Genomic DNA, 19,616 nt, shown 5'->3' on the forward strand with positions numbered 1-19,616 from the left:
AGGATCTGCCATGCTGACGGGCAATACCGGGATCAGCACGTTCAAGGGCGAGGAGAGAGCCCTGCGGGCCGACCGGCTCGGCCTGCCCGGCCTGCTGCTGTCCGTGGTCGCGGCCAACGCGCCGCTGATGGTCGTCGCGGGCGTCATGCCCACCGCCTACGGCGTGATGGGCATCGTCGGGCAGCCGCTGCTCTTCGTGATCCTCGGCGTGGTGCTCATCCTCTTCAGCGTCGGGTACGCCGAGATGAGCCGCCACGTCCACAACGCGGGCGCCTTCTACGCCTACATCGCGCGCGGCCTCGGCGGCACCGCGGGCGCGGGCGCCTCGCTGGTCGCGCTCGTGTCGTACAGCGCCTTGCAGTTCGGCGTCTACGGCCTGTTCGGCTTCGAGATCTCCGGGCTGTGCGAGACCTACCTCGACTTCACGATCGCCTGGTGGATCCCGGCGCTCCTCGGGGTCCTCGTGGTCGGCGCGCTCGGCTGGCTGAAGATCGACCTCAACGCCAAGGTGCTCGGCGTCCTGCTGCTGATCGAGATCACGCTCGTCGTCATCTTCGATGTCGCCGCCATCGGCCACCCCTCCGCCAAGGAGGGCCTGTCGATGCACGCCTTCGACCCGTCCACCCTCAGCGGCGCGGGGCTCGGCACCGCGCTGTGCCTGTGCATCGCCGCGTTCGTCGGCTTCGAGCAGCCGCCCGTCTACGCGGAGGAGACCAGCCGGCCGCAGGTGCTCGTCGCCCGGGTGACCTTCCTCGCCGTCACCTTCGTCGCGGTCTTCTTCGCCATCAGCTCCTGGGCGCTGAGCGTGGCCGCCGGCCCGTCGCAGATCGTCGGCCAGTCGCAGAAGCAGGGTCCCGGGCTGCTGTTCGGCCTCAGTGAGTCGATCATCGGCGCCACCTTCACCGACGTCCTCCACGTCCTGTACGTGACCGGCATGTTCGCCTGCCTGCTCAGCTTCCACAACGTCGTCGCCCGCTACGCCTTCGCCATGGGCCGCGAGGGCCTGCTGCCCGCCGCCTTCGGCCGCACGAACCCCAAGAGCGGTGCCCCCGCCCACGGTTCGCTGCTGCAGACCGTCATCTCGCTGGTGGCCGTCGTCGCCTTCGCCGTCACCGACGGCAGCGCCGCCGCCGACCACGACCCGACCGCGCCCGTGCTCAAGCTCTTCACCTGGGGCGGCAACGTCGGCGCCCTCGGCATCATCGTGCTGCTGGCCACCACGGCCTTCGCGGTCATCGGCTACTTCGTCCGGCGCGGCGCGCTGCGCACCCAGGCGCCGAGGATCGCCGCCTCCGCGCTGGCGGGCGTCGCGCTGATCGTCATCGCGGTCTACGCCGTCAAGGACTTCGACGTCCTGGTCGCCGGCGCGGGCTCCGCGGTCTCGTGGATCCTGCCCGGCGTCATCGGCGTCACCGTCGTCGGCGGCCTGGTCTACGGCCTGGTGCTGCGCTCCACGCGTCCCGAACTGCACGCCCGGATCGGCCTCGGCAACGAGGCGTTCCGGATCGAGCAGGCCCGCGAGAACGCGGCCGACGCCGACCAGGCGGAGCCCGCCGCCTCCTGACCCCGACCGGCCCGTCGCGCCCCGGCAGGGGAGCGGCGGGCCGGACGTGTGTCCGCACCGTCCCGTAGCGCAACGACTCACGCACACCAGAGAGTTGTCCCATGTCCTCCTGCTGCCACACCGACGCCGACACATCCCCGGCCGCGCCGCACCCCCTCGACCCGCTGACCGCGGACGAGATCGCCGCGGCCCGCCGCATCCTCACCGAGGAGGGCAGGGTCACCGACGCGACCCGCTTCCCCCTGGTGCTGCTCGACGAGCCCGACCGGCACACCGCCGACGCCCACCACGACGGCGACCCCGTCGTCCGCCGTCTGCGGGTCACCCTGCTGGACTCCCTGACCGGCGCCGCCGCCGAGGCCCTGGTGGACGTCACCGCGGGCGTCGTCGTCGCCCACCGCGCGCTCGACACCGAGCAGGAGGGCCAGCCGCCGGTCACCTTCGAGGAGTACGAGATCGTCGAGGAGATCGTCAAGGCCGACGCGGGCTGGCGCAAGGCCATGGCGGAGCGGGGCGTCACCGATCTGGACCTGGCCATCGCCGCCCCGCTCGGCGCGGGCCCGCTGCGCTTCGAGGACCGCCCCGGCGCCCGTCTCATGCGCTCGCTGACCTGGCTGCGCTGCGATGCCACCGACAGCCCCTGGGCGCACCCGGTGGCCGGGCTCGTCGCCGACGTCGACGTCATCGGGCGCAAGGTCGTCCGCCTCATCGACACCGGCGCCGTCCCGATCCCGGCCGAATGCGGACGCTACGAGGCCGAGTTCAACGGACCCGCGCGCACGGACCTGCGCCCGCTGGAGATCACCCAGCCCGAGGGACCGTCCTTCACCCTCACCGGCCGGCTGATGACCTGGCAGAAGTGGCGCTTCCGCATCGACTTCAACGGCCGCGAGGGCCTGGTCCTGCACCAGATCGGCTACGAGGACGGCGACCGCGTCCGCCCCGTCCTGCACCGCGCCTCGCTCGCCGAGATGGCCGTCGCCTACGCCGAGCCGGGCGAGGACCGCAACTGGGTCGCCTTCCTCGACGCGGGCGAGTACTCGCTCGGGCGCAACGCCAACGCCTTGAAGCTGGGTTGCGACTGCCTCGGCGAGATCGCCTACCTCGACGCCGTCCTCTCCGACGACCTCGGCAACCCCGAGACGCTGCCGAACGCGATCTGCATCCACGAGGAGGACTACGGCCTCCTGTGGAAGCACACCGACATCTTCAACGGCATGACGGCCGACAGCCGCCGCTCCCGCCGCCTGGTCGTCTCCTACATCACCACCGTGGGCAACTACGACTACGGCTTCTACTGGTACTTCTACCAGGACGGCACGATCGGCTTCGAGGCCAAGTCCACCGGCATCGTGCAGACCTCCGCCGTCGAGCCCGGCACCGCCGACGCGGTCGGCACCGAGGTCGCCCCGGGCCTGCTGGCCCCGTTCCACCAGCACATGTTCTGCGTGCGCCTGGACGCGGCGGTCGACGGGCACGCCAACACCGTCGAGGAAGTGGACGTCGTCCCCGTCCCGCACGGCCCGGACAACCCCAACGGCAACGTCTTCACCACCCGGGTCACCCCGCTCGCGGACAGCGCCGAGGGCGGCCGCCTCGCCGACCCGCTGGCCGGGCGACGCTGGCGGATCACCAACCCCGGCTCGCTCAACCGCATGGGCAGGCCGGTCGCGTACACCCTCGTCCCGCAGCCCGGCCCGGTCGTGCTGGCCCAGCCCGACTCGGCCGTGGCGCGGCGCGCGGCCTACGGCACCAAGCACCTGTGGGTGACCCGACACCGCCCCGAACGCCGCTTCCCCGCGGGCGACTACCCCAACCAGAACGCCGGCGGCGGCGGGCTGCCCCGCTGGACCGAGCCCGGCGAGAGCCTGGAGAACACCGAGCTGACCGTCTGGCACACCTTCGGCCCCACCCACCTGCCCCGGCTGGAGGAGTGGCCGGTCATGCCGGTCGACCACAGCGGCTTCACGCTCAAGCCGACCGGTTTCTTCGACCGCAACCCCTCGCTCGACCTCCCCAAGGAGACCCCGCGGGGCGAAGGGGCGCACTGCCACAGCGAGTAGCACGTGCCGCGGCCCCGCGGTCCGTGCGGACCGCGGGGCCGGGGCCGTTCGGGTCGTTCAGGGGCTGACGGTCAGGGGCGGCGGACCGGGACGTTGTCGTGGACCCGCTTGGGGTCGGTGACGGCGACCGGCTCGAGGATCTCCTCGATGCGCGCCATCAGCTCCTTCTCCAGGACGACACCCGAGGCCTTGGCGTTCTCCGCGACCTGCTCGGGGCGGGAGGCGCCGACGATGGCCGCCGAGACGTTGGAGTTCTGCAGCACCCACGCCACCGCCAGCTGGGCCAGGGAGAGCCCGGCCTCGGCGGCCAGCGGCTGGAGGCGCTGGACGGCCTCCAGCACCTCGTCGCCCATCCAGCGCGCGATCATGTTGGCGCCGCCCTTGTCGTCGGTGGCCCGCGAGCCCTCCGGCGGCTGCTGGCCCGGCACGTACTTGCCGGTCAGCACACCCTGGGCGATCGGCGAGAAGACCACCTGGCCGATGCCGAGCTCCGCGCAGGTGGGGACGACCTCGCCCTCGATGACCCGCCACAGGGCGTTGTACTGCGGCTGGTTCGACACCAGGGAGATGCGCAGCTCGCGCGCGAGCGCGTGGGCGCGGCGGATCTGCTCCGCGGGCCACTCGGAGACGCCGATGTACAGGGCCTTGCCGGAGTGGACGACGTCGGCGAACGCCTCCATCGTCTCCTCCAGCGGCGTCTCCACGTCGTAGCGGTGCGCCTGGTAGAGGTCCACGTAGTCGGTCTGCAGGCGGCGCAGCGAGCCGGCGATCGACTCCATGATGTGCTTGCGCGACAGGCCGCGGTCGTTGCGACCGGAGCCGGTCGGCCAGTAGACCTTGGTGAGGATCTCGATCCCCTCGCGGCGCTCGCCCTTCAGCGCCTCGCCGAGCACCGACTCGGCCCGCGTGCCGGCGTAGACGTCCGCGGTGTCGAAGGTGGTGATGCCGGTGTCCAGCGCGGCACGCACGCACGCCGTGGCGGCGTCCGCCTCCACCTGCGAACCGTGGGTGAGCCAGTTCCCGTAGGCGATCTCGCTGATGAGCAGACCGCTGCGGCCGAGATGGCGGTATTCCATGGGAGCGAAGCCTCCGTTGGCGTGTACAGGGTGCCGGACCGGCCCGGTACGTACGCACCGCGGCCCGCCGGCGGCTCGGCGCCCGGGTGGGCACCGGCTGCGGATATAGATGGTTAGGGCAATGTTCTCAGTGGTCTCCGATCATTACATGCCCGCTGCCACCGCCCGGGACCGGTCCCGCCGATCGCCCCCGGCGCCCGTCCCACCGCCCTCAGCGGAAGTCCGGGGTCCACAGCCGCACCGCGGAGAACTCCGCGCCGGGACGGGTGCGGGAGTACGCCCTGCTGCCGTCGGGATCGAGGAAGTCGACCGTGGGGCCGCCTCCGGCGCGTGGGCCGAAGACCTGGCCGCGAGCGCGGATCCGGGTGCCGGTGGGCTGGCTGAGGTAGGCGCGGACGTCGTCGGCACCGTCCACCTGCCGGTACTTGCGGGTCTCGGCGTCGAGCCGGTAGGCGCCGTTGGTGTCGGTGAACCACAGCGCCCCCGGTTCGCCGTACACCGGTTGCAGATCCACGCCCTGCCCCTCGAAGTGGATCACGCTGTGCTCGGTCAGCATCGTGGCCGGGCCCCTGCCGGACAGCGCGTACCGCACCAGCCGTTCCTCGCCGATCGCCCACAACGCGGCGCGCTCCGGGTCGTAGAGCACGCCGTGCGCCCTGGACAGCGGGATGGTGAGGAACGGGCCGGACTGCTCGGTGTCGGTGTACAGCCGCAGCCGGCCGGGCGCCGCGGAGGCCACCGCGATCACCCCGCCCGGGATGCGCTCGATGGCGCGCGGGGTGTCGGCCGGCGTGATCGTCTGCCAGACGATCGCCCCCGTGTCCTCGCGGACCATCGCCGCCCGCCCGCCGAGGGCCGTGACCAGCACGACCCGCCCGTACGCCTGGGTGCGGCGCAGGCGGACGTCCGACAGGTGCTGCCAGCTGGTGCCCGTCCCGCCGGGCGCCTTCCAGCGCCACGCGACCGCGGCGTCCAGCGACCAGTCGGCGGCGCCGGGGTCGAAGACGAGGACGTCGTTCCCGGTCTGTTCCGCGGTGGCGATGGGATGACTCGTGCGCGCGGCGTACCGCGTCATGTCCTGCCCCCGTGTCGTTGTGAAGCCAACGAATAACCGGAGGATAGTCACGCGACGCACTGCCACAATGGGCCCCGTGACCGTACCGCGACAGAACATCCACGCTTCGCCCGTATGGGAGATCTCGCCGCTCGCCGTTGACGACCCGGTGTCGAGGGACCTGCTGTGGCGCTACTACGACGACATCGTCAGCCGCTACTACGGCAGGCCGATGACCCGGCGGGAGATCGACGACCTGCTCGCCGAGGACACCAGTGACGATCTCGCCGGCCCCACCGGCCGGTTCCTCGTCGGCCGCTACGGAGGCCTCCCCTCCGGCTGCGCGGGGGTACGGCTGCTCTCCCCCGGCGTCGCCGAACTGCGCCGGGTGTGGGTCGTCCCCGCCGCCCGCCGCACCGGCGGAGCCGCGTCGCTGGTGAGCGCGGCCGAACGCGCGGCGGTGGAACACCTGGGCGCGGACGTCATCCGGCTGGACACCCGGGCCGACCTGGTCGAGGCGCGGGCGCTGTACGCCAAGCTCGGCTACCGCGAGATCGACGACTACAACGGCGACCGCTACGCCGGCCACTGGTTCGAGAAGCCGCTGCCCCAGGACTCCGGCGCGGCTTCGCCCCCAGGCTCGCGGCTGGGCGGCCGGGCTCCGCAATAATGCAGCGGTAGTCCAGCCAGAAAGCAGGTCGCACATCGTGACGACAACGGTCTCGGTCGAGCGCAGGATCGCCGAGGAGCTCGGCGTACGGGAAGGGCAGGTACAGGCGGCCGTCGATCTCCTCGACGGCGGTGCGACCGTGCCGTTCGTGGCCCGGTACCGCAAGGAGGCGACCGGCGCCCTCGACGACGCACAGCTGCGCACGCTCGAGGAGCGGCTGCGCTACCTGCGGGAGCTCGACGAGCGGCGGGCCGCGATCCTGGAGTCCATCGAGTCCCAGGGCAAGCTCGACGACGCGCTCAAGGCGCAGATCCTCGCCGCCGACTCCAAGGCGCGCCTGGAGGACATCTACCTGCCGTTCAAGCCCAAGCGCCGCACCAAGGCGCAGATCGCCCGCGAGGCAGGTCTCGAACCGCTCGCGGACCGGCTGCTGGAGAACCCCGCGCTCGACCCGCAGGACGAGGCGGCCGGCTTCGTCGACGCCGACAAGGGCGTGGCGGACACCGCGGCGGCCCTGGAAGGCGCCCGCGCCATCCTGACCGAGCGGTTCTCCGAGGACGCCGACCTGGTCGGCGAACTGCGCACCCGAATGTGGGAGCGCGGCCGGCTGGTCTCCACGGTGCGCGAGGCCAAGGAGGAGGCGGGCGCGAAGTTCGCCGACTACTTCGACTTCGCCGAGCCGTTCGGCAAGCTTCCCTCGCACCGCGTGCTCGCGATGTTCCGCGGCGAGAAGGAGGAGGTCCTCGACCTCACCCTGGAGCCCGAGGAGCCGGTCGAGGACGGCCCGTCCAGCTTCGAGCGCAAGATCGCCCACCACTTCGGCGTCACCGACCGCGGCCGCCCGGCCGACAAGTGGCTCGCCGACACGGTGCGCTGGGCCTGGCGCACCCGCTTCCTCGTCCGGCTCGGTCTCGACCTGCGCGTCCAGCTGCGCCAGGACGCCGAGGACGAGGCGGTGCGGGTCTTCGCCGCCAACCTGCGCGACCTGCTGCTCGCCGCCCCCGCCGGCACCCGCGCCACGATGGGCCTCGACCCCGGCTTCCGCACCGGCGTCAAGGTCGCGGTCGTGGACGCCACCGGCAAGGTCGTGGCCACCGACACGATCTACCCCCATGTGCCCCGCAACCAATGGGACGCGTCCATCGCCACGCTCGCCCGGCTCGCGGCGGCCCATCAGGTCGACCTCGTCGCCATCGGCAACGGCACCGCGTCCCGCGAGACCGACAAGCTCGCCGCCGACCTCATCAAGCGGCACCCGGATCTGAAGCTGACCAAGGCCGTCGTCTCCGAGGCCGGCGCCTCGGTCTACTCCGCCTCGGCCTACGCCTCCGCCGAACTGCCGGACATGGACGTCTCGCTGCGCGGCGCCGTCTCCATCGCGCGCCGCCTCCAGGACCCGCTGGCGGAGCTGGTGAAGATCGACCCCAAGTCGATCGGCGTCGGCCAGTACCAGCACGACCTGTCCGAGCTGAAGCTGTCGCGCTCGCTCGACGCCGTCGTCGAGGACTGCGTGAACGGCGTCGGCGTGGACGTCAACACCGCCTCCGTGCCGCTGCTGCGCCGTGTCTCGGGCATCACCGAGGGCCTGGCCGGCAACATCGTCGCCCACCGCGACGCCAATGGCCCCTTCCGCACCCGCACGGCGTTGAAGGAAGTGGCCCGGCTCGGCCCGAAGGCGTACGAACAGTGCGCGGGCTTCCTGCGCATCCCCGGCGGCGACGACCCGCTCGACGCCTCCAGCGTGCACCCGGAGTCGTACCCGGTGGTCCGCCGCATGAGCACCGCCGCCGGTACCGACATCCGAGCGCTCATCGGCAACGGCTCGGTCCTGCGCGGGCTCAGGGCGGACGCGTTCGTCGACGACACCTTCGGCCTGCCGACCGTCACCGACATCCTCGCGGAGCTGGAGAAGCCGGGCCGCGACCCGCGACCGGCCTTCAAGACCGCGGAGTTCAAGGAGGGCGTGGAGGAACTCAAGCACCTCGAGCCCGGGATGCTCCTGGAGGGCGTCGTCACCAATGTCGCCGCCTTCGGCGCCTTCGTGGACGTCGGCGTGCACCAGGACGGCCTCGTCCACGTCTCCGCGATGTCCAAGACCTTCGTCAGCGACCCGCGCGACGTGGTCAAGCCCGGTGACATCGTCCGGGTCAAGGTCCTCGACGTGGACATCCCCCGCAAGCGCATCTCCCTGACGCTGCGCCTCGACGACGAGGCGGGCGCGGCGGCGGGTGCCGGGTCCGGCAACGCCAAGGGCAACGGCGGCGCCGGCGGCGGACGCCCCGAGCGGGGTCCCCGTCCCGAGCGGCGCGGAGGCGGCACGCCCCGCCAGTCGCGCGGCGGCGGCGACAACCGCCCGGCGCCCTCGGGCGCCATGGCGGACGCCCTGCGCCGCGCGGGCCTGGACAAGGGCCTCGGCGGCGGGGGCGGTCGTCGCGGCTGACACCGGCTCTTGACCGCCTGAACGCGCCGGGGAGGACGGGACGACACCTGCCCTCCCCGGCGCGCGGCGTACCGGGCTTCCCTCAGCGGCAGACCGTGCCCGTCGGCGGGAGGGTGCCGCGTAGGAGGAAGCGGTCGACGGCGCTGTCGATGCAGGTGTTCCCCCGGTGGTAGCCGGTGTGGCCGTCGCCGACGCGTGTGAGCAGCCGCCCGGAGTCCAACTGCCGTGCCAGCGCGACGGCCTGCGGGTACGGGGTGGCGGGGTCGCGGGTCGTGCCGATCACGAGGATCGGGGCGGCGCCCCGGGCGTGGATCGGGCGCGCGGGCTGCTGCGACGGGACGGGCCAGTGCGTGCACATCACCAGCGTGTCGGCGAAGGCCCGGCCGAACTGGGGTGACGCGTCCAGGAATCGGGGCAGCGCGGCCGCCGCCCGGACGGCACTGAGCCGCGGCCCGATCGTGGAGCTCAGGCAGCTGACCGCGAGCTGCGCCTGGTCGCCCTCCTTGGACGTCTCCTCGCCCTCGGCGATGATCTCCTGGAGGTTGTGGGCGTCGCCCGCCCGCAATCCGCGCAGGGCGTCGCGGAGCCGGTCCCACGCGGGAAAGCGCAGTCCGTCCACGACCGCGGCGGTCAGGTCGTCGCCCGTGACCTCGTCGTCCTTGCCCTGCCGGAGCGGTGACCGGTCGAGGACGGCCCGCAGGGTGTCCAGCGTGCGGGCGGCCCCCGGCAGGCTGCGGCCGACCGGGCAGTCGGGGCGGGTCGCGCAGTCGGCGGCGAAGGCCTCCCATGCGACCTGGTAGCCGCGTGCCTGGTGCAGCGTGGTGTCGAGCGCGCCGAGGGAGGGGTCCAGGGCGCCGTCCAGCACCACATGGCCCACCCGTGAGGGGAACAGCTCGGCGTAGGTCGCCCCCAGGTAGGTGCCGTAGGAGAAACCGGCGTAGTGCAGTCGCTTGTCGCCGAGGAGCGAGCGCAGCATGTCCATGTCCCGGGCGGCGTCGGGTGTCCCGACGTACGGGAGCAGTCCCGCGACGTGCCGCTCGCACTCGCCGGCGGTCTTCCGGTACATGGCGTCCCACGCGCTGATCTCGGCCGCGTCGGGCGTGGGGGGCACGGGCGACTGCATGAAGGCGACCGGCCGGCCCGTGCCGCAGTCGACGAGGGTGCTGTGGCCGACGCCCCTGGGGTCCATCGCGACGAGGTCGTAGGCGCCGCGCACCGACGAGGAGTACGCCGCGGAGGCCTTCCACAGGAAGTCCATCGCGGAGGCGCCGGGGCCGCCGGGGTTGAGCTGGAGGGAGCCGAGCCGCGCGCCGCCGGTGGACCTCTTGCGGGTGGCCGACACCAGGATGTCGCCGGCCTCGGGATGGGCGTAGTCCAAGGGCACGCGCATGGTGGTGCACTGGAATCCGTCGGCCTGGTCGCAGGGCCTCCACGCCAGTGTCTGCTCGTAGTAGGCATGCAACCGCGCTGCCGCGGCGGCCGCGTCGTCCGTCGCCGGGGCGCTGGCGGAGGGTGCGGGGCGCGGTGCGGGAGAGGTCCGCGGCGGCGCGGCGCAGGCGGTGAGCAGCAGGACGCAGGCGCCCAGTGCGGCGAGGGTCCGCCGGGGCCCGCGGCCGGACACGGTGCCGGAAGGAGGGCCGGCGGAGGGGCCCGGCCTGAGGCCGGTGGTGCGGGCAGCGATCATTGCCGGCGTTCCTTTCGCGCCCCGCCGAGCCGCGGGGCCAGTCGGGATTCGGCTGCGGTCCCCGGGGCGTGTGCCACCCGTCGCGCCGTGGTCCGGGTCCGCTGCGAGGGGTGGTCCTGCGGTCCACCCGTCGACCCGGCTGCGTGACCAGCTCATCACGTGGCGTGTTCACGGGACAGTTCGGCTACGCCGAACGCGTGAACGGGGCTGTGTGCCACGGCTGCCCTGCGCGGGTTCCGCCGGTCGCCCCCGGCGGGGGAGGCCGCTCTCAAGGTCCGCATCGCGGGCGAGAGTTGGCCGGGAACCTGCTTTTGGCATGGCACTGCCAAACGTTAACGTCCGCGGGTGCCCTCCCTGCCGCGCGTCCCCCGTGCCCGTGCCCGTGCGATGTGCGTCGTCGCGGCGGTCGTCGCCGCCCTCGCCGCCGTCCTCCTCCCCGCGACGTCCGCCCACGCCGCCCCGGGCGGTACCGTCCGGGACGGCCTCAGCCGGCCCGACTACTCCTATGCCGACGCCATCCGCGAAGCGGTGTGGGTCGACACGGGACGCGACGGCGACGGCGACGGCCGGACCGACCGGGTGGCCGCCGACATCGTGCGCCCGAGGGAGGCCGCCGCGGTGGGCCGCAAGGTGCCGGTGATCATGGACGCGAGCCCGTACTACTCCTGCTGCGGGCGCGGCAACGAGAGCCAGACCAAGACCTACGACGCCCAAGGGCGCATGGTCCAGGCGCCCTTGTTCTACGACAACTACTTCGTGCCGCGCGGTTACGCGGTGGTCCTGGTCGACCTCGCCGGGACGAACCGCTCCGACGGCTGCGTGGACGTCGGCGGCCCCTCGGACATCGGCTCCGCCAAGGCCGTTGTCGAGTGGCTGGGCGGCCGTGCCACCGCGTACACCTCGCGCACCGGGGCGCGGACCGTCGCGGCAGGATGGTCGACCGGCGACGTCGGCATGATCGGCAAGAGCTGGGACGGCACCATCGCCAACGGCGTCGCGGCGACCGGGGTGAAGGGGCTGCGGACGATCGTGCCGATCAGCGCGATCAGCTCCTGGTACGACTACTACTTCCAGCAGGGCGCGGCCCTGTACGACTCCGGACCCGACTGGCTCTCGGACTACGTCGAGAGCGCCGACGCCCGCACCCGCTGCGCCGCCGTGCAGCAGGCGATCGTGAACGGCGCCCCGCGCAGCGGCGACTGGACCTCCTTCTGGAGCGAGCGCGACTACACCCGGCACGCCGGCAAGGTCCGCGCCAGCGTCCTCGCCGTGCACGGCATGCAGGACCTCAACGTCCGCACCAAGCACTTCGGGCAGTGGTGGCAGGCCCTGGCGGCCCACGGCGTGGAGCGGAAGGTGTGGCTGTCGCAGACCGGCCACGTCGACCCCTTCGACTACCGCCGCGACGCCTGGGTGGCGACGCTGCACCGCTGGTTCGACCACTACCTGCTGGGCGTGGGCAACGGCATCGAGCGCGAGCCCGCCGCCGACGTCGAACGCTCCCCGGACCACTGGAGCACCGACCGCGCCTGGCCGCCGGCCGGCACCGCGCCGACCCGGCTGAGCCTGCGCCCCGGATCCACCCCCGGCCTCGGGGTCCTCGGCCGTAGGCCGGCCGCTCCGGGCAGCGCCGAGACCTTCACCGACGCGCCGGGGCGCGGCGAGGAGGACTGGGCCGCCGCCGCTGACACCGCCGGCCCGGACAAGACGGTCTTCAGCACCGGCACCCTCACCGGCGCGCTGCGCCTTTCCGGCGGCGGCACGGTCACGGTGACCGCCTCCGCCTCGACCGCGAGCGCCCACCTGTCGGCGGTCGTGGTCGACCTCGGCCCCGCGACGATCCGCGACTTCCTCGGGGCCAAGGAAGGCATCACCGACCTCGCCACCCGTTCCTGCTGGGGCGCCGGCGCTCCCGGCGACAGCGCCTGTTTCCTCGACACGGCCGCGGACACCGCGGACGTGACCCACACCGTGGTCAGCCGCGGCTGGGCCGACCTCGGGCACGCGGCCTCCGCCCGGCACGGCCGGCCCCTCGTCCCCGGGCGCGCATACACGACCACCATCACCCTGGCCGCCACCGACCACGTCGTCCCGGCCGGGCACCGGCTCGCGCTGATCGTCGCCGGCACCGACGCCGGCCTCCTGGAGCCGCCCGGCAGCGCCCCGGCGGTGACGATCGACCTCTCCCGCTCCTCCGCCCTGCTGCCGCTGTCCGGAAGCCTGCCCGGGGCAGCGCATTCCGGGCGGTGACGGAGGCGGGTAGGGTCGGCGGGTCAGCGATAGTTGTACAAGGAAGCAAAAGGCCCCGTGGACAGCACCAAGAACACCGCCGGCATCCCGATAGAGGACGCGGCCCGCGCCGCCGACGACGAACCCTGTGAACCCGGGCGCCGCAGCGGCATGCGGCGCTGGCTCATGGACACCCGGCCCCTGCGGCACCCCGCCTACCGCCGCCTGTGGACCTCGACCACCGTCACCGCCGTGGGCAGTCAGCTCACGGCGGTCGCCGTACCCAAGCAGATCTACGACATCACCGGCTCGTCCGCGTGGGTCGGCTACTCCAGCATCGCCGGACTCGTCCCGCTGGTCGTCTTCGCCCTGTGGGGCGGCGCCGTCGCCGACAGCGTGGACCGGCGCAAACTGATGCTCGTCACCAACATCGGTGTCGCCGTCACCTCACTGCTGTTCTGGGTGCAGGCCTTCCTCGGCGCAGGCTCGGTGTGGCTGCTCATGGTCCTGCTCGCCGCCCAGCAGGCCTGCGCCGGCATGAACGCGCCCGCGCGCAGCGCCGCCGTCGCGCGGCTCGTGCCCCCGCAGGAACTGCCCGCGGCCGTGGCCCTCGGCTCGACCGTCATGCAGACCGGACTCGTGGTGGGCCCGCTGCTCGCCGGCGCCCTCATCCCCGTCCTCGGCCTGCCGACCCTCTACCTCCTCGACGCCATCGCGCTGACCGCGACCGTCTGGGCGGTTTTCCGGCTGCCCGCGCTGCCTCCGCTGGACAAGAGCGGTGCCGCGGTGTCCCGGCGCGGCGGCTGGCGCGAGGTCGGGGCCGGGTTCCGCTACATCACCGCGCAGCGCATCCTGCTCCTGTCGTTCGTGGCCGACATCCTCGCGATGGTCTTCGGCATGCCGCGCGCCCTGTTCCCGCAGCTCGCCGCGACCACTTACGCCCCCTGGGGCGAGGGGCTCTCCCTCGGCCTGCTCTTCGCCGCCATCCCCATCGGGGCGGTCCTGGGCGGTCTGTTCTCGGGCACCTTCTCCCGGGCCAAACGGCACGGCCTCATGGTCGTCATCGCCGTGGCGGGCTGGGGCGTGGCCATCGCGGGCCTCGGGCTGAGCGGCAGCCTGTGGTGGGCGACGGCGTTCCTGGCGCTCGCGGGCTTCGCCGACATGGTGTCGATGGTGTTCCGCAGCGCGATCCTGCAGTCGGTGGCCACCGACGACATGCGCGGCCGCATGCAGGGCGTCTTCACCGTCGTCGTCGCGGGCGGCCCGCGTGTCGCGGACCTGCTGCACGGTACGGCCGGTTCGGCGCTCGGGTCACGGACGGCGGTCACCGCGGGCGGTGTGCTGGTCGTGGTGGCGATGCTGGGCCTCGCCGCGGCGTTCCCGGTCTTCACCCGCTACCGGGGGGCGTGAGACCCGGAGTTGCCGAGTGCCCCGGTCCCGCTGTGGCGGACCCCGGCGGCGACCCGGCCGCCCGCCCCGTCCGGGTCAGGACCACGGGGGCGGTGCACCACTGCGAGCGTGGTCGGCAGCGTGCCGTGCCCGAGGCTACCGGGTGTGCCGCACGATCCCGCGGCGGGGGCGGGCGCGGCACCCGGATGGCCGCGGGATCCGTCAACCGGAGAACTCCCCGCGTACGGCTTCCGTGTGAGCGCCGAGGGCCGGCACCTCCCGCATCGGGCTCTCCCGGCCCGCGACCCCGACCGGCGGCAGCAGCCCGCGCAGCGGTCCCGCCGGAGAGCCGAACTCCCGCCAGCGCGAGCGCGCCGCGAGCTGCGGATGGTCGGCGAACTCCGGGACGGTGCGCAGCCGTGCGTTGGCGATCCCGGCCCGGTCCAGCAGGGCCATGGCGCCGTCGGCGGTGTGCCCGGCCAGGCACGCCTCCAGCTCCGCGGTGAGTTCGCCGTCGTGCGCGCGGCGCAGCGGGTTGTCGGCGAAGCGCGGGTCGCGGGTCAGCTCCGGGCGGCGCAGCACCTGTTCGCACAGTGCCACCCACTCCCGGTCGTTCTGCACGCTGAGGAAGACCACCGCGTCGTCGCCGCAGCGGTAGGGCCCGTACGGCGAGATCGACGGATGCTTGGCGCCGCTGCGGGCCACCGGCTCGCCGCCGTAGGCCTGCGCGTAGAAGGGATGGCCCATCCACTCCGCGAGCGCGTCGAGCAGGCAGACCTCCAGGGCCGAGCCCTCGCCGGTCCGCTCCCGTTCGTACAGGGCGGTCAGGATCCCGGCGTACGCGTACATGCCGCCCGCGATGTCGGCGACGGAGATGCCGGGCCGCGCGGGGGCCTCCGGCCCGCCGGTGATCGACAGCAGCCCCGTCTCGCACTGGACGAGCAGGTCGTACGCCTTCTTGTCGCGGTAGGGGCCGTCCGGCCCGTAGCCGGAGATGTCGCAGGTGATCAGCCGGGGGTCGCGGGCGCGCAGCGCCTCCGCGGCGAGCCCGAGCCGTCCGGCCGCGCCCGGCGCGAGGTTCTGCACGAAGACGTCGGCGCGGGCGACGATCCGGTCCAGCAGCGCGCGGTCGTCGGGCTGCTTGAGGTCGAGCACGACGCTCTCCTTGCCCCGGTTGCACCACACGAAGTAGGCGGACAGGCCACGGACCGTGCGGTCGTAGCCGCGCGCGAAGTCCCCGCCGGGCCGCTCCACCTTGATGACGCGGGCCCCGAGGTCGGCCAGCTGCCGGGTCGCGTACGGCGCGGCGACGGCCTGCTCCAGGGCGACGACCGTGATGCCCTCCAGAGGGTGCATGCGCGGTTCCTTCCGCGGGCGTTGGGTCGGCAGGGTGAACGCGTGCGTCGATCAGCCTAGTGAGCTGCGGGGTCGCGCGCCCGGCCCGGTAAGGAGGGAGGAGTACGCATCCGGAGGAGCAGCGCATGCCGCACATCGCAGGGCGACCTCCGGGCCGGTTCCGTCCCGCGGGCCGTCCGGTGCTGTTCGTGGCGCTGGCGTGCCTGTTGCACGCGCTGTGCGGCCTGTGGGGACCGGTGCCCGTGGCGGCGCCCGAGCGGACGGCGGCCGTGGCCGCCGTCACCGACGGGGCGGGCGCGGAGACGCACCACCACCCGGCGCACGTCGCCCGCCGCGCCGCCCCGCAGGCGGGTCCCCAGCACCGCGGTGGCGCTCCCCAGAACCACGCCTCGGCCGCCGCCCGGGACGCGGTCGCCGCGGACCCCGTGGCCGCCGCCGTGTCGGGCCCGGCCCGGCACACCTCTCCCGCCGGACCCCCTGGCCACCTGCACACCGTCCTGCGCTGCTGACAGCGCCCGGCCGCCGACCGCATCGCACCGCTCCGCAATGCGCCGCGCGGCCCGCCGACATGCCCCGCACCAGGACGAACACCGCAGGAGAAGCACCATGCCCGTGGACATCTACGCCGCCCTGGGCGCGCTCGTGCGCGCCGAGGCCACCCGCGACCAGGAACGCCGGGCCGCAGCCCCCGCCCCTGCCCCCGCCTCCGTTCCCGGGGACGCGCAGGACGGCCCCCGGACGGCCGACGCGGGAGCGCCGAAGCCCCAGGACGACCCCGGAGCGCAGGACAGCTGACCCCGGTCCGGCCGGGAACCGCCACGGCGCGCGCCGCGTTTACCCATGTGAGCGCGGCGCGTGCCGCGGACGGAGGCGGGGAAGATGTCCAATCGCGCGAAGTACGTCATCGGCGGCCTGGCGGTCGGCCTCGTGGCGTTCTGGATCCTTGCGGCGTTCCTCCCCAACTGGATCGCCCTGCTGATCGTCCTCGGCGTCCCCACGGCCGCCTATCTCACCCTCGACCCCTCCCAGCGCCGCCGCCTGCGCCGTGCCGGCCGCAAGCAGATAGGCCGTTAGGCACGCGTCGCGGTGGGCGCGCGCGGTGAAGGGACCGAATGCGAGCCGCAGACCACATCGGGTGGGGCAGGGACTTCCCGGTCACCCATCTGCTGGTCCCTGAGGACGAGGACGGCGTCGAGCGCTTGTGGGGACGGTGTGCCGGAGTCGACGGATTCTTCGCCGACCGGGTGCCGCCGCCGCGGGAGATCCTGACCCTGCGAGGGTGCCGTCCCGAGGGGACGTCGTGTTCGATCCGGCGGAGGGCTCGGCTACGTCGAGGTCATCGTGGGGGTCCTCCACAAGCGTGGGGTGACCGTCGTCCTCGACTGACCTCCGTGCGTCAGGTGGCGGAGCCGGCCGCGGCGCCGGTCGCGAGGTCGGGGCCCCAGCGGTCGAGGGCGGCCTGGAGGTCGAGGGGGAGGGGGCCGGTGGCCTCCTGGGCGGTGGGCCAGTCCTCGCGGGGGACGCGCCACATGATCTCGAACTCGTTGCCGTCCGGGTCCTTGGCGTACAGGGACTTGGACACCACGTGGTCACTGGCGCCGACGAGCGCGCCGCGTCCGGTCAGCGTGCGGGCGGTGTCGGCGAGTTCGCCGAGGGTGCCCACCTCCCAGGCGAGGTGGTAGAGCCCGACCCGGCTCTGCTCGGGGCCCGGCGCGTCCGGGCCGATGGCGAACAGCCCGAGGTCGTGGTCGTTGAGGGTGTCCTTCGCGCTCAGGAAGGCGGCGCGGCCGGGGATCTCCACGTCGACCTTGAAGCCGAACACGTCGGTGTAGAACTCGACGGACCGGGCGACGTCACGGATGTAGAGCACGGCGTGGTTGAGACGGCGAACAGGCATGCGCCCAGCCTAGGCGCATTTCCTTGAAGCCTCAACAAACGCGACGGCTAGGCTGATCCGCAGCAGCCTGGACGAAGGGAGCGCGCCTCGTGACCGTCACCGCCGCCACCGGCACGGTCGTCGCCGTGAGCCGCGACGAGGGACACCACTTCAGCAAGCCGACGCACGAGAGCATCCGTCTGCTGGCCGGACTCGGGGTCGAGGGCGACGCGCATCTCGGGGTGACGGTGCAGCACCGCTCCAGGGTGGCGCAGGACCCGACGCAGCCGAACCTGCGTCAGGTTCACCTGATCCACGGCGAACTCCACGACGAACTGCGCGCGGCGGGCTACGAGGTCGCCCCCGGGGAGCTCGGCGAGAACGTCACGACCCGCGGCATCGACCTGCTCGGCCTGCCCGTCGGCACCCGGCTGCGGCTGGGCGGCCAGGCGGTCGTCGAGGTCACCGGGCTGCGCAATCCGTGCGTGCAGATCGACGGGTTCCGCAGCGGGCTGCTCAAGCAGGTCGTCGGCCGTGACGAGCGGGGCAGGGTCGTCCGCAAGGGCGGCATCATGGGCGTCGTGCTGACCGGCGGCGAGGTGCGGCCCGGGGACCGGGTCGGCGTCGAGCTGCCCGAAGGGCCGCACCGCCGGCTGGAACGGGTCTGATCAGCCGAGCGCGCAGGAGTTGACCACGTCACCGCCCGCCGGACGCGGCACCGTGCGGTCACCGGGCGGCGTGCGCCCGTGCTCCACCCAGGCCGTCAGCGCGCCCAGTGCCTCGCGGTAGCAGGGCAGGACGGGGCGCAGCCGGTCCGGATAGGTGTCGTACAGGCCGTCCACGTGGTTGCCGTCCGCCACCCGGTAGTAGCGGTGCAGACGGCCGCGTCCGGCGCCGTCGATCATGCGGTCGTACACGTCGGAGTCGGCCGCGATCGGCAGGAGCGTGTCCAGGGTGCCGTGGAGGGTGATCATCGGTTTGCCGATCCGGCCCGTGAGCGCGACCCGGGCGACCGCGCGGTGCACGGCCGCCGGGCGCGCGGCGTAGTCGTAGTCCGCGTCCGAGGCGCAGGGCGCCAGGATCTCGGGCACGGTCGCTCCGGCGCTCGACCCGGGGCACGCCGGATCGTAGGAGGGGTCGAATTCCGCCCGGTACGTCTTCTGGGTAATGCCCCAGTACGCCTGCTGGTGGTACGGCCACAGGAATTCCGAGCCCGGCGCGAATCCGGCCGTGAGCAGGTCCGCGTCGCCCGCCCGGCCCTGGGCGCGGGCCACCGTCACCGGCAGCGACGTCAGCAGATTGGGTCCGTCCGCCGTCCACAGCGTGCCCTCCCAGTCCACGCCGCCGTCGTAGAGCGCCGGATGGTTCTCCAGTTGCCAGCGTGTGAGGTAGCCGCCGTTGGAGATGCCGGTCATGTACGTGCGCCGCGGCGCGTGGCCGTACCGGGCGGCGACGGCGGCCTTGGCGGCCACGGTGAGCTGGGTCGTGCGCCGGTTCCACTCGGCGATCGCGTCCCCCGGACGGCGGCCGTCGGTGAAGAAGTCCGGGCCGCTGTTGCCCTTGTCGGTCGCGGCGAAGGCGTAGCCCTGCGCGACCGCCCAGTCGGAGATGAGCACGTCGAGCGAGTACTGCTTGCGGGTGCCCGGCGCGCCCGTGACGATCAGGCCGCCGTTCCAGCGGTCGGGCATCCGGAGCACGAACTGCGCGTCGTGGTTCCAGCCGTGCGTGGTGTTGAAGTGCGAGCTGTCCGGGAAGTAGCCGTCGACCTGGACGCCGGGCACGCCCGAGGGGCGCAGGGTGCCGGCGGCGGACAGCCCCGCCTGGTCGGCGGTGTCGGTGTACGGGGTCCCGGCCAGGCCGGTGGTCGTCAGGTCCGGCAGGCACGCGCGCTGCGCGAGGGCGGCGCCGGGGACCGCCACCCGGTCCAGCCGCGCGCAGTGGCCGGCGGTGGTGGTCTGCGCCCCCGCGGGCACAGCGGCGCTGCCCAGCACGAGGGCCGCGGCGGCGAGCAGGGGAACGCTCTTCGGGACACCTCTGGTGAGGCCTCTCCAGGGGCGCATGGTGCCTCCAGGGCACGTCGGGGTCGGGTTGCCGCCACATCGTGGCCGCCGCCGCGCGCCCGGACCATGGCGCCGCCCCACGTCCTCGGGCCCCGGGTCATGGGTGCGGGTGACACGGGTCACAGAGCGCCGTCACGTGGAGCAGTACTCTTGGC

Annotated in this window: 16 protein-coding genes; 10 read left to right on the top strand and 6 right to left on the bottom strand. The window is 73.5% G+C overall.

All coding sequences use genetic code 11. The features are described from left to right. The first annotated feature begins 10 nt into the window (after positions 1 to 10). On the top strand, positions 11 to 1,564 hold the full coding sequence (locus ACFYXS_RS16975) for an APC family permease (RefSeq protein ID WP_389248676.1): 1,554 nt from the start codon (positions 11 to 13) through the stop codon (positions 1,562 to 1,564). A gap of 101 nt (positions 1,565 to 1,665) precedes the next feature. Beyond that, positions 1,666 to 3,627 (top strand): primary-amine oxidase, encoded by a 1,962-nt coding sequence (locus ACFYXS_RS16980; RefSeq protein WP_389248678.1) that lies wholly within the window; start codon positions 1,666 to 1,668, stop codon positions 3,625 to 3,627. 71 nt (positions 3,628 to 3,698) lie between these two features. Here the strand turns inward: ACFYXS_RS16980 and ACFYXS_RS16985 are convergent, their stop codons facing one another. Together ACFYXS_RS16985 and ACFYXS_RS16990 are read right to left on the bottom strand one after the other, a co-directional pair. Further along, a complete protein-coding gene (locus ACFYXS_RS16985; protein ID WP_389248680.1) occupies positions 3,699 to 4,703 on the bottom strand; it encodes an aldo/keto reductase family protein in 1,005 nt (334 codons plus the stop codon). A 211-nt stretch (positions 4,704 to 4,914) separates the two neighbouring features. After that, positions 4,915 to 5,778: a DUF6528 family protein gene (locus tag ACFYXS_RS16990; protein ID WP_389248682.1), complete on the bottom strand. Its 864-nt coding sequence runs from the start codon at positions 5,776 to 5,778 to the stop codon at positions 4,915 to 4,917. A gap of 67 nt (positions 5,779 to 5,845) precedes the next feature. On the opposite strand from ACFYXS_RS16990, the gene ACFYXS_RS16995 reads away from it, so the two are divergent. Together ACFYXS_RS16995 and ACFYXS_RS17000 are read left to right on the top strand one after the other, a co-directional pair. Next, on the top strand, positions 5,846 to 6,427 hold the full coding sequence (locus ACFYXS_RS16995; protein ID WP_389248684.1) for a GNAT family N-acetyltransferase: 582 nt from the start codon (positions 5,846 to 5,848) through the stop codon (positions 6,425 to 6,427). Positions 6,428 to 6,464: 37 nt separating this feature from the next. Continuing rightward, complete coding sequence (locus tag ACFYXS_RS17000) at positions 6,465 to 8,867, top strand: Tex family protein (RefSeq protein ID WP_389248686.1); 2,403 nt, start codon at positions 6,465 to 6,467, stop codon at positions 8,865 to 8,867. A gap of 82 nt (positions 8,868 to 8,949) precedes the next feature. Here ACFYXS_RS17000 and ACFYXS_RS17005 read toward each other — a convergent pair whose 3' ends face one another. Further along, a complete protein-coding gene (locus tag ACFYXS_RS17005) occupies positions 8,950 to 10,551 on the bottom strand; it encodes an alpha/beta hydrolase (RefSeq protein ID WP_389248688.1) in 1,602 nt (533 codons plus the stop codon). Positions 10,552 to 10,938: 387 nt separating this feature from the next. Here ACFYXS_RS17005 and ACFYXS_RS17010 point away from each other — a divergent pair, with 387 nt between their 5' ends. After that, positions 10,939 to 12,801, top strand: a complete 1,863-nt coding sequence (locus ACFYXS_RS17010) for a Xaa-Pro dipeptidyl-peptidase (RefSeq protein WP_389248884.1) — start codon at positions 10,939 to 10,941, stop codon at positions 12,799 to 12,801. Between the two features lie 57 nt (positions 12,802 to 12,858). Beyond that, entirely contained in the window at positions 12,859 to 14,190 is a 1,332-nt protein-coding gene (locus ACFYXS_RS17015; RefSeq protein ID WP_389248690.1) for an MFS transporter, read from the top strand. 201 nt (positions 14,191 to 14,391) lie between these two features. Here the strand turns inward: ACFYXS_RS17015 and ACFYXS_RS17020 are convergent, their stop codons facing one another. Further along, positions 14,392 to 15,525 carry a CaiB/BaiF CoA transferase family protein gene (locus ACFYXS_RS17020; RefSeq protein ID WP_389248692.1) on the bottom strand — a complete coding sequence of 378 codons (1,134 nt, stop codon included), beginning with the start codon at positions 15,523 to 15,525 and terminating at the stop codon, positions 14,392 to 14,394. A gap of 125 nt (positions 15,526 to 15,650) precedes the next feature. On the opposite strand from ACFYXS_RS17020, the gene ACFYXS_RS17025 reads away from it, so the two are divergent. The 3 genes from ACFYXS_RS17025 to ACFYXS_RS17035 all read left to right on the top strand — a co-directional run bounded on the left by ACFYXS_RS17025 (position 15,651) and on the right by ACFYXS_RS17035 (position 16,599). Further along, on the top strand, positions 15,651 to 16,034 hold the full coding sequence (locus ACFYXS_RS17025; RefSeq protein ID WP_389248694.1) for a hypothetical protein: 384 nt from the start codon (positions 15,651 to 15,653) through the stop codon (positions 16,032 to 16,034). 97 nt (positions 16,035 to 16,131) lie between these two features. Further along, the gene (locus tag ACFYXS_RS17030; RefSeq protein ID WP_389248696.1) at positions 16,132 to 16,320 is read left to right on the top strand and encodes a hypothetical protein; all 189 of its coding nucleotides are present in this window, start codon (positions 16,132 to 16,134) and stop codon (positions 16,318 to 16,320) included. Between the two features lie 84 nt (positions 16,321 to 16,404). Then, positions 16,405 to 16,599, top strand: coding sequence for a hypothetical protein (locus tag ACFYXS_RS17035; RefSeq protein WP_389248698.1), 195 nt, complete (start codon positions 16,405 to 16,407; stop codon positions 16,597 to 16,599). 322 nt (positions 16,600 to 16,921) lie between these two features. Here the strand turns inward: ACFYXS_RS17035 and ACFYXS_RS17040 are convergent, their stop codons facing one another. Further along, a complete protein-coding gene (locus tag ACFYXS_RS17040; RefSeq protein ID WP_389248700.1) occupies positions 16,922 to 17,422 on the bottom strand; it encodes a VOC family protein in 501 nt (166 codons plus the stop codon). Positions 17,423 to 17,511: 89 nt separating this feature from the next. Here ACFYXS_RS17040 and ACFYXS_RS17045 point away from each other — a divergent pair, with 89 nt between their 5' ends. Next, complete coding sequence (locus ACFYXS_RS17045) at positions 17,512 to 18,069, top strand: MOSC domain-containing protein (RefSeq protein ID WP_389248702.1); 558 nt, start codon at positions 17,512 to 17,514, stop codon at positions 18,067 to 18,069. Here the strand turns inward: ACFYXS_RS17045 and ACFYXS_RS17050 are convergent, their stop codons facing one another. After that, positions 18,070 to 19,461, bottom strand: coding sequence for a tannase/feruloyl esterase family alpha/beta hydrolase (locus ACFYXS_RS17050; RefSeq protein ID WP_389248704.1), 1,392 nt, complete (start codon positions 19,459 to 19,461; stop codon positions 18,070 to 18,072). Positions 19,462 to 19,616: the final 155 nt, after the last annotated feature.

Origin of the sequence: Streptomyces sp. NPDC002574 (genome assembly GCF_042889545.1) — a bacterium.
Taxonomy (GTDB): Bacteria; Actinomycetota; Actinomycetes; order Streptomycetales; family Streptomycetaceae; genus Actinacidiphila.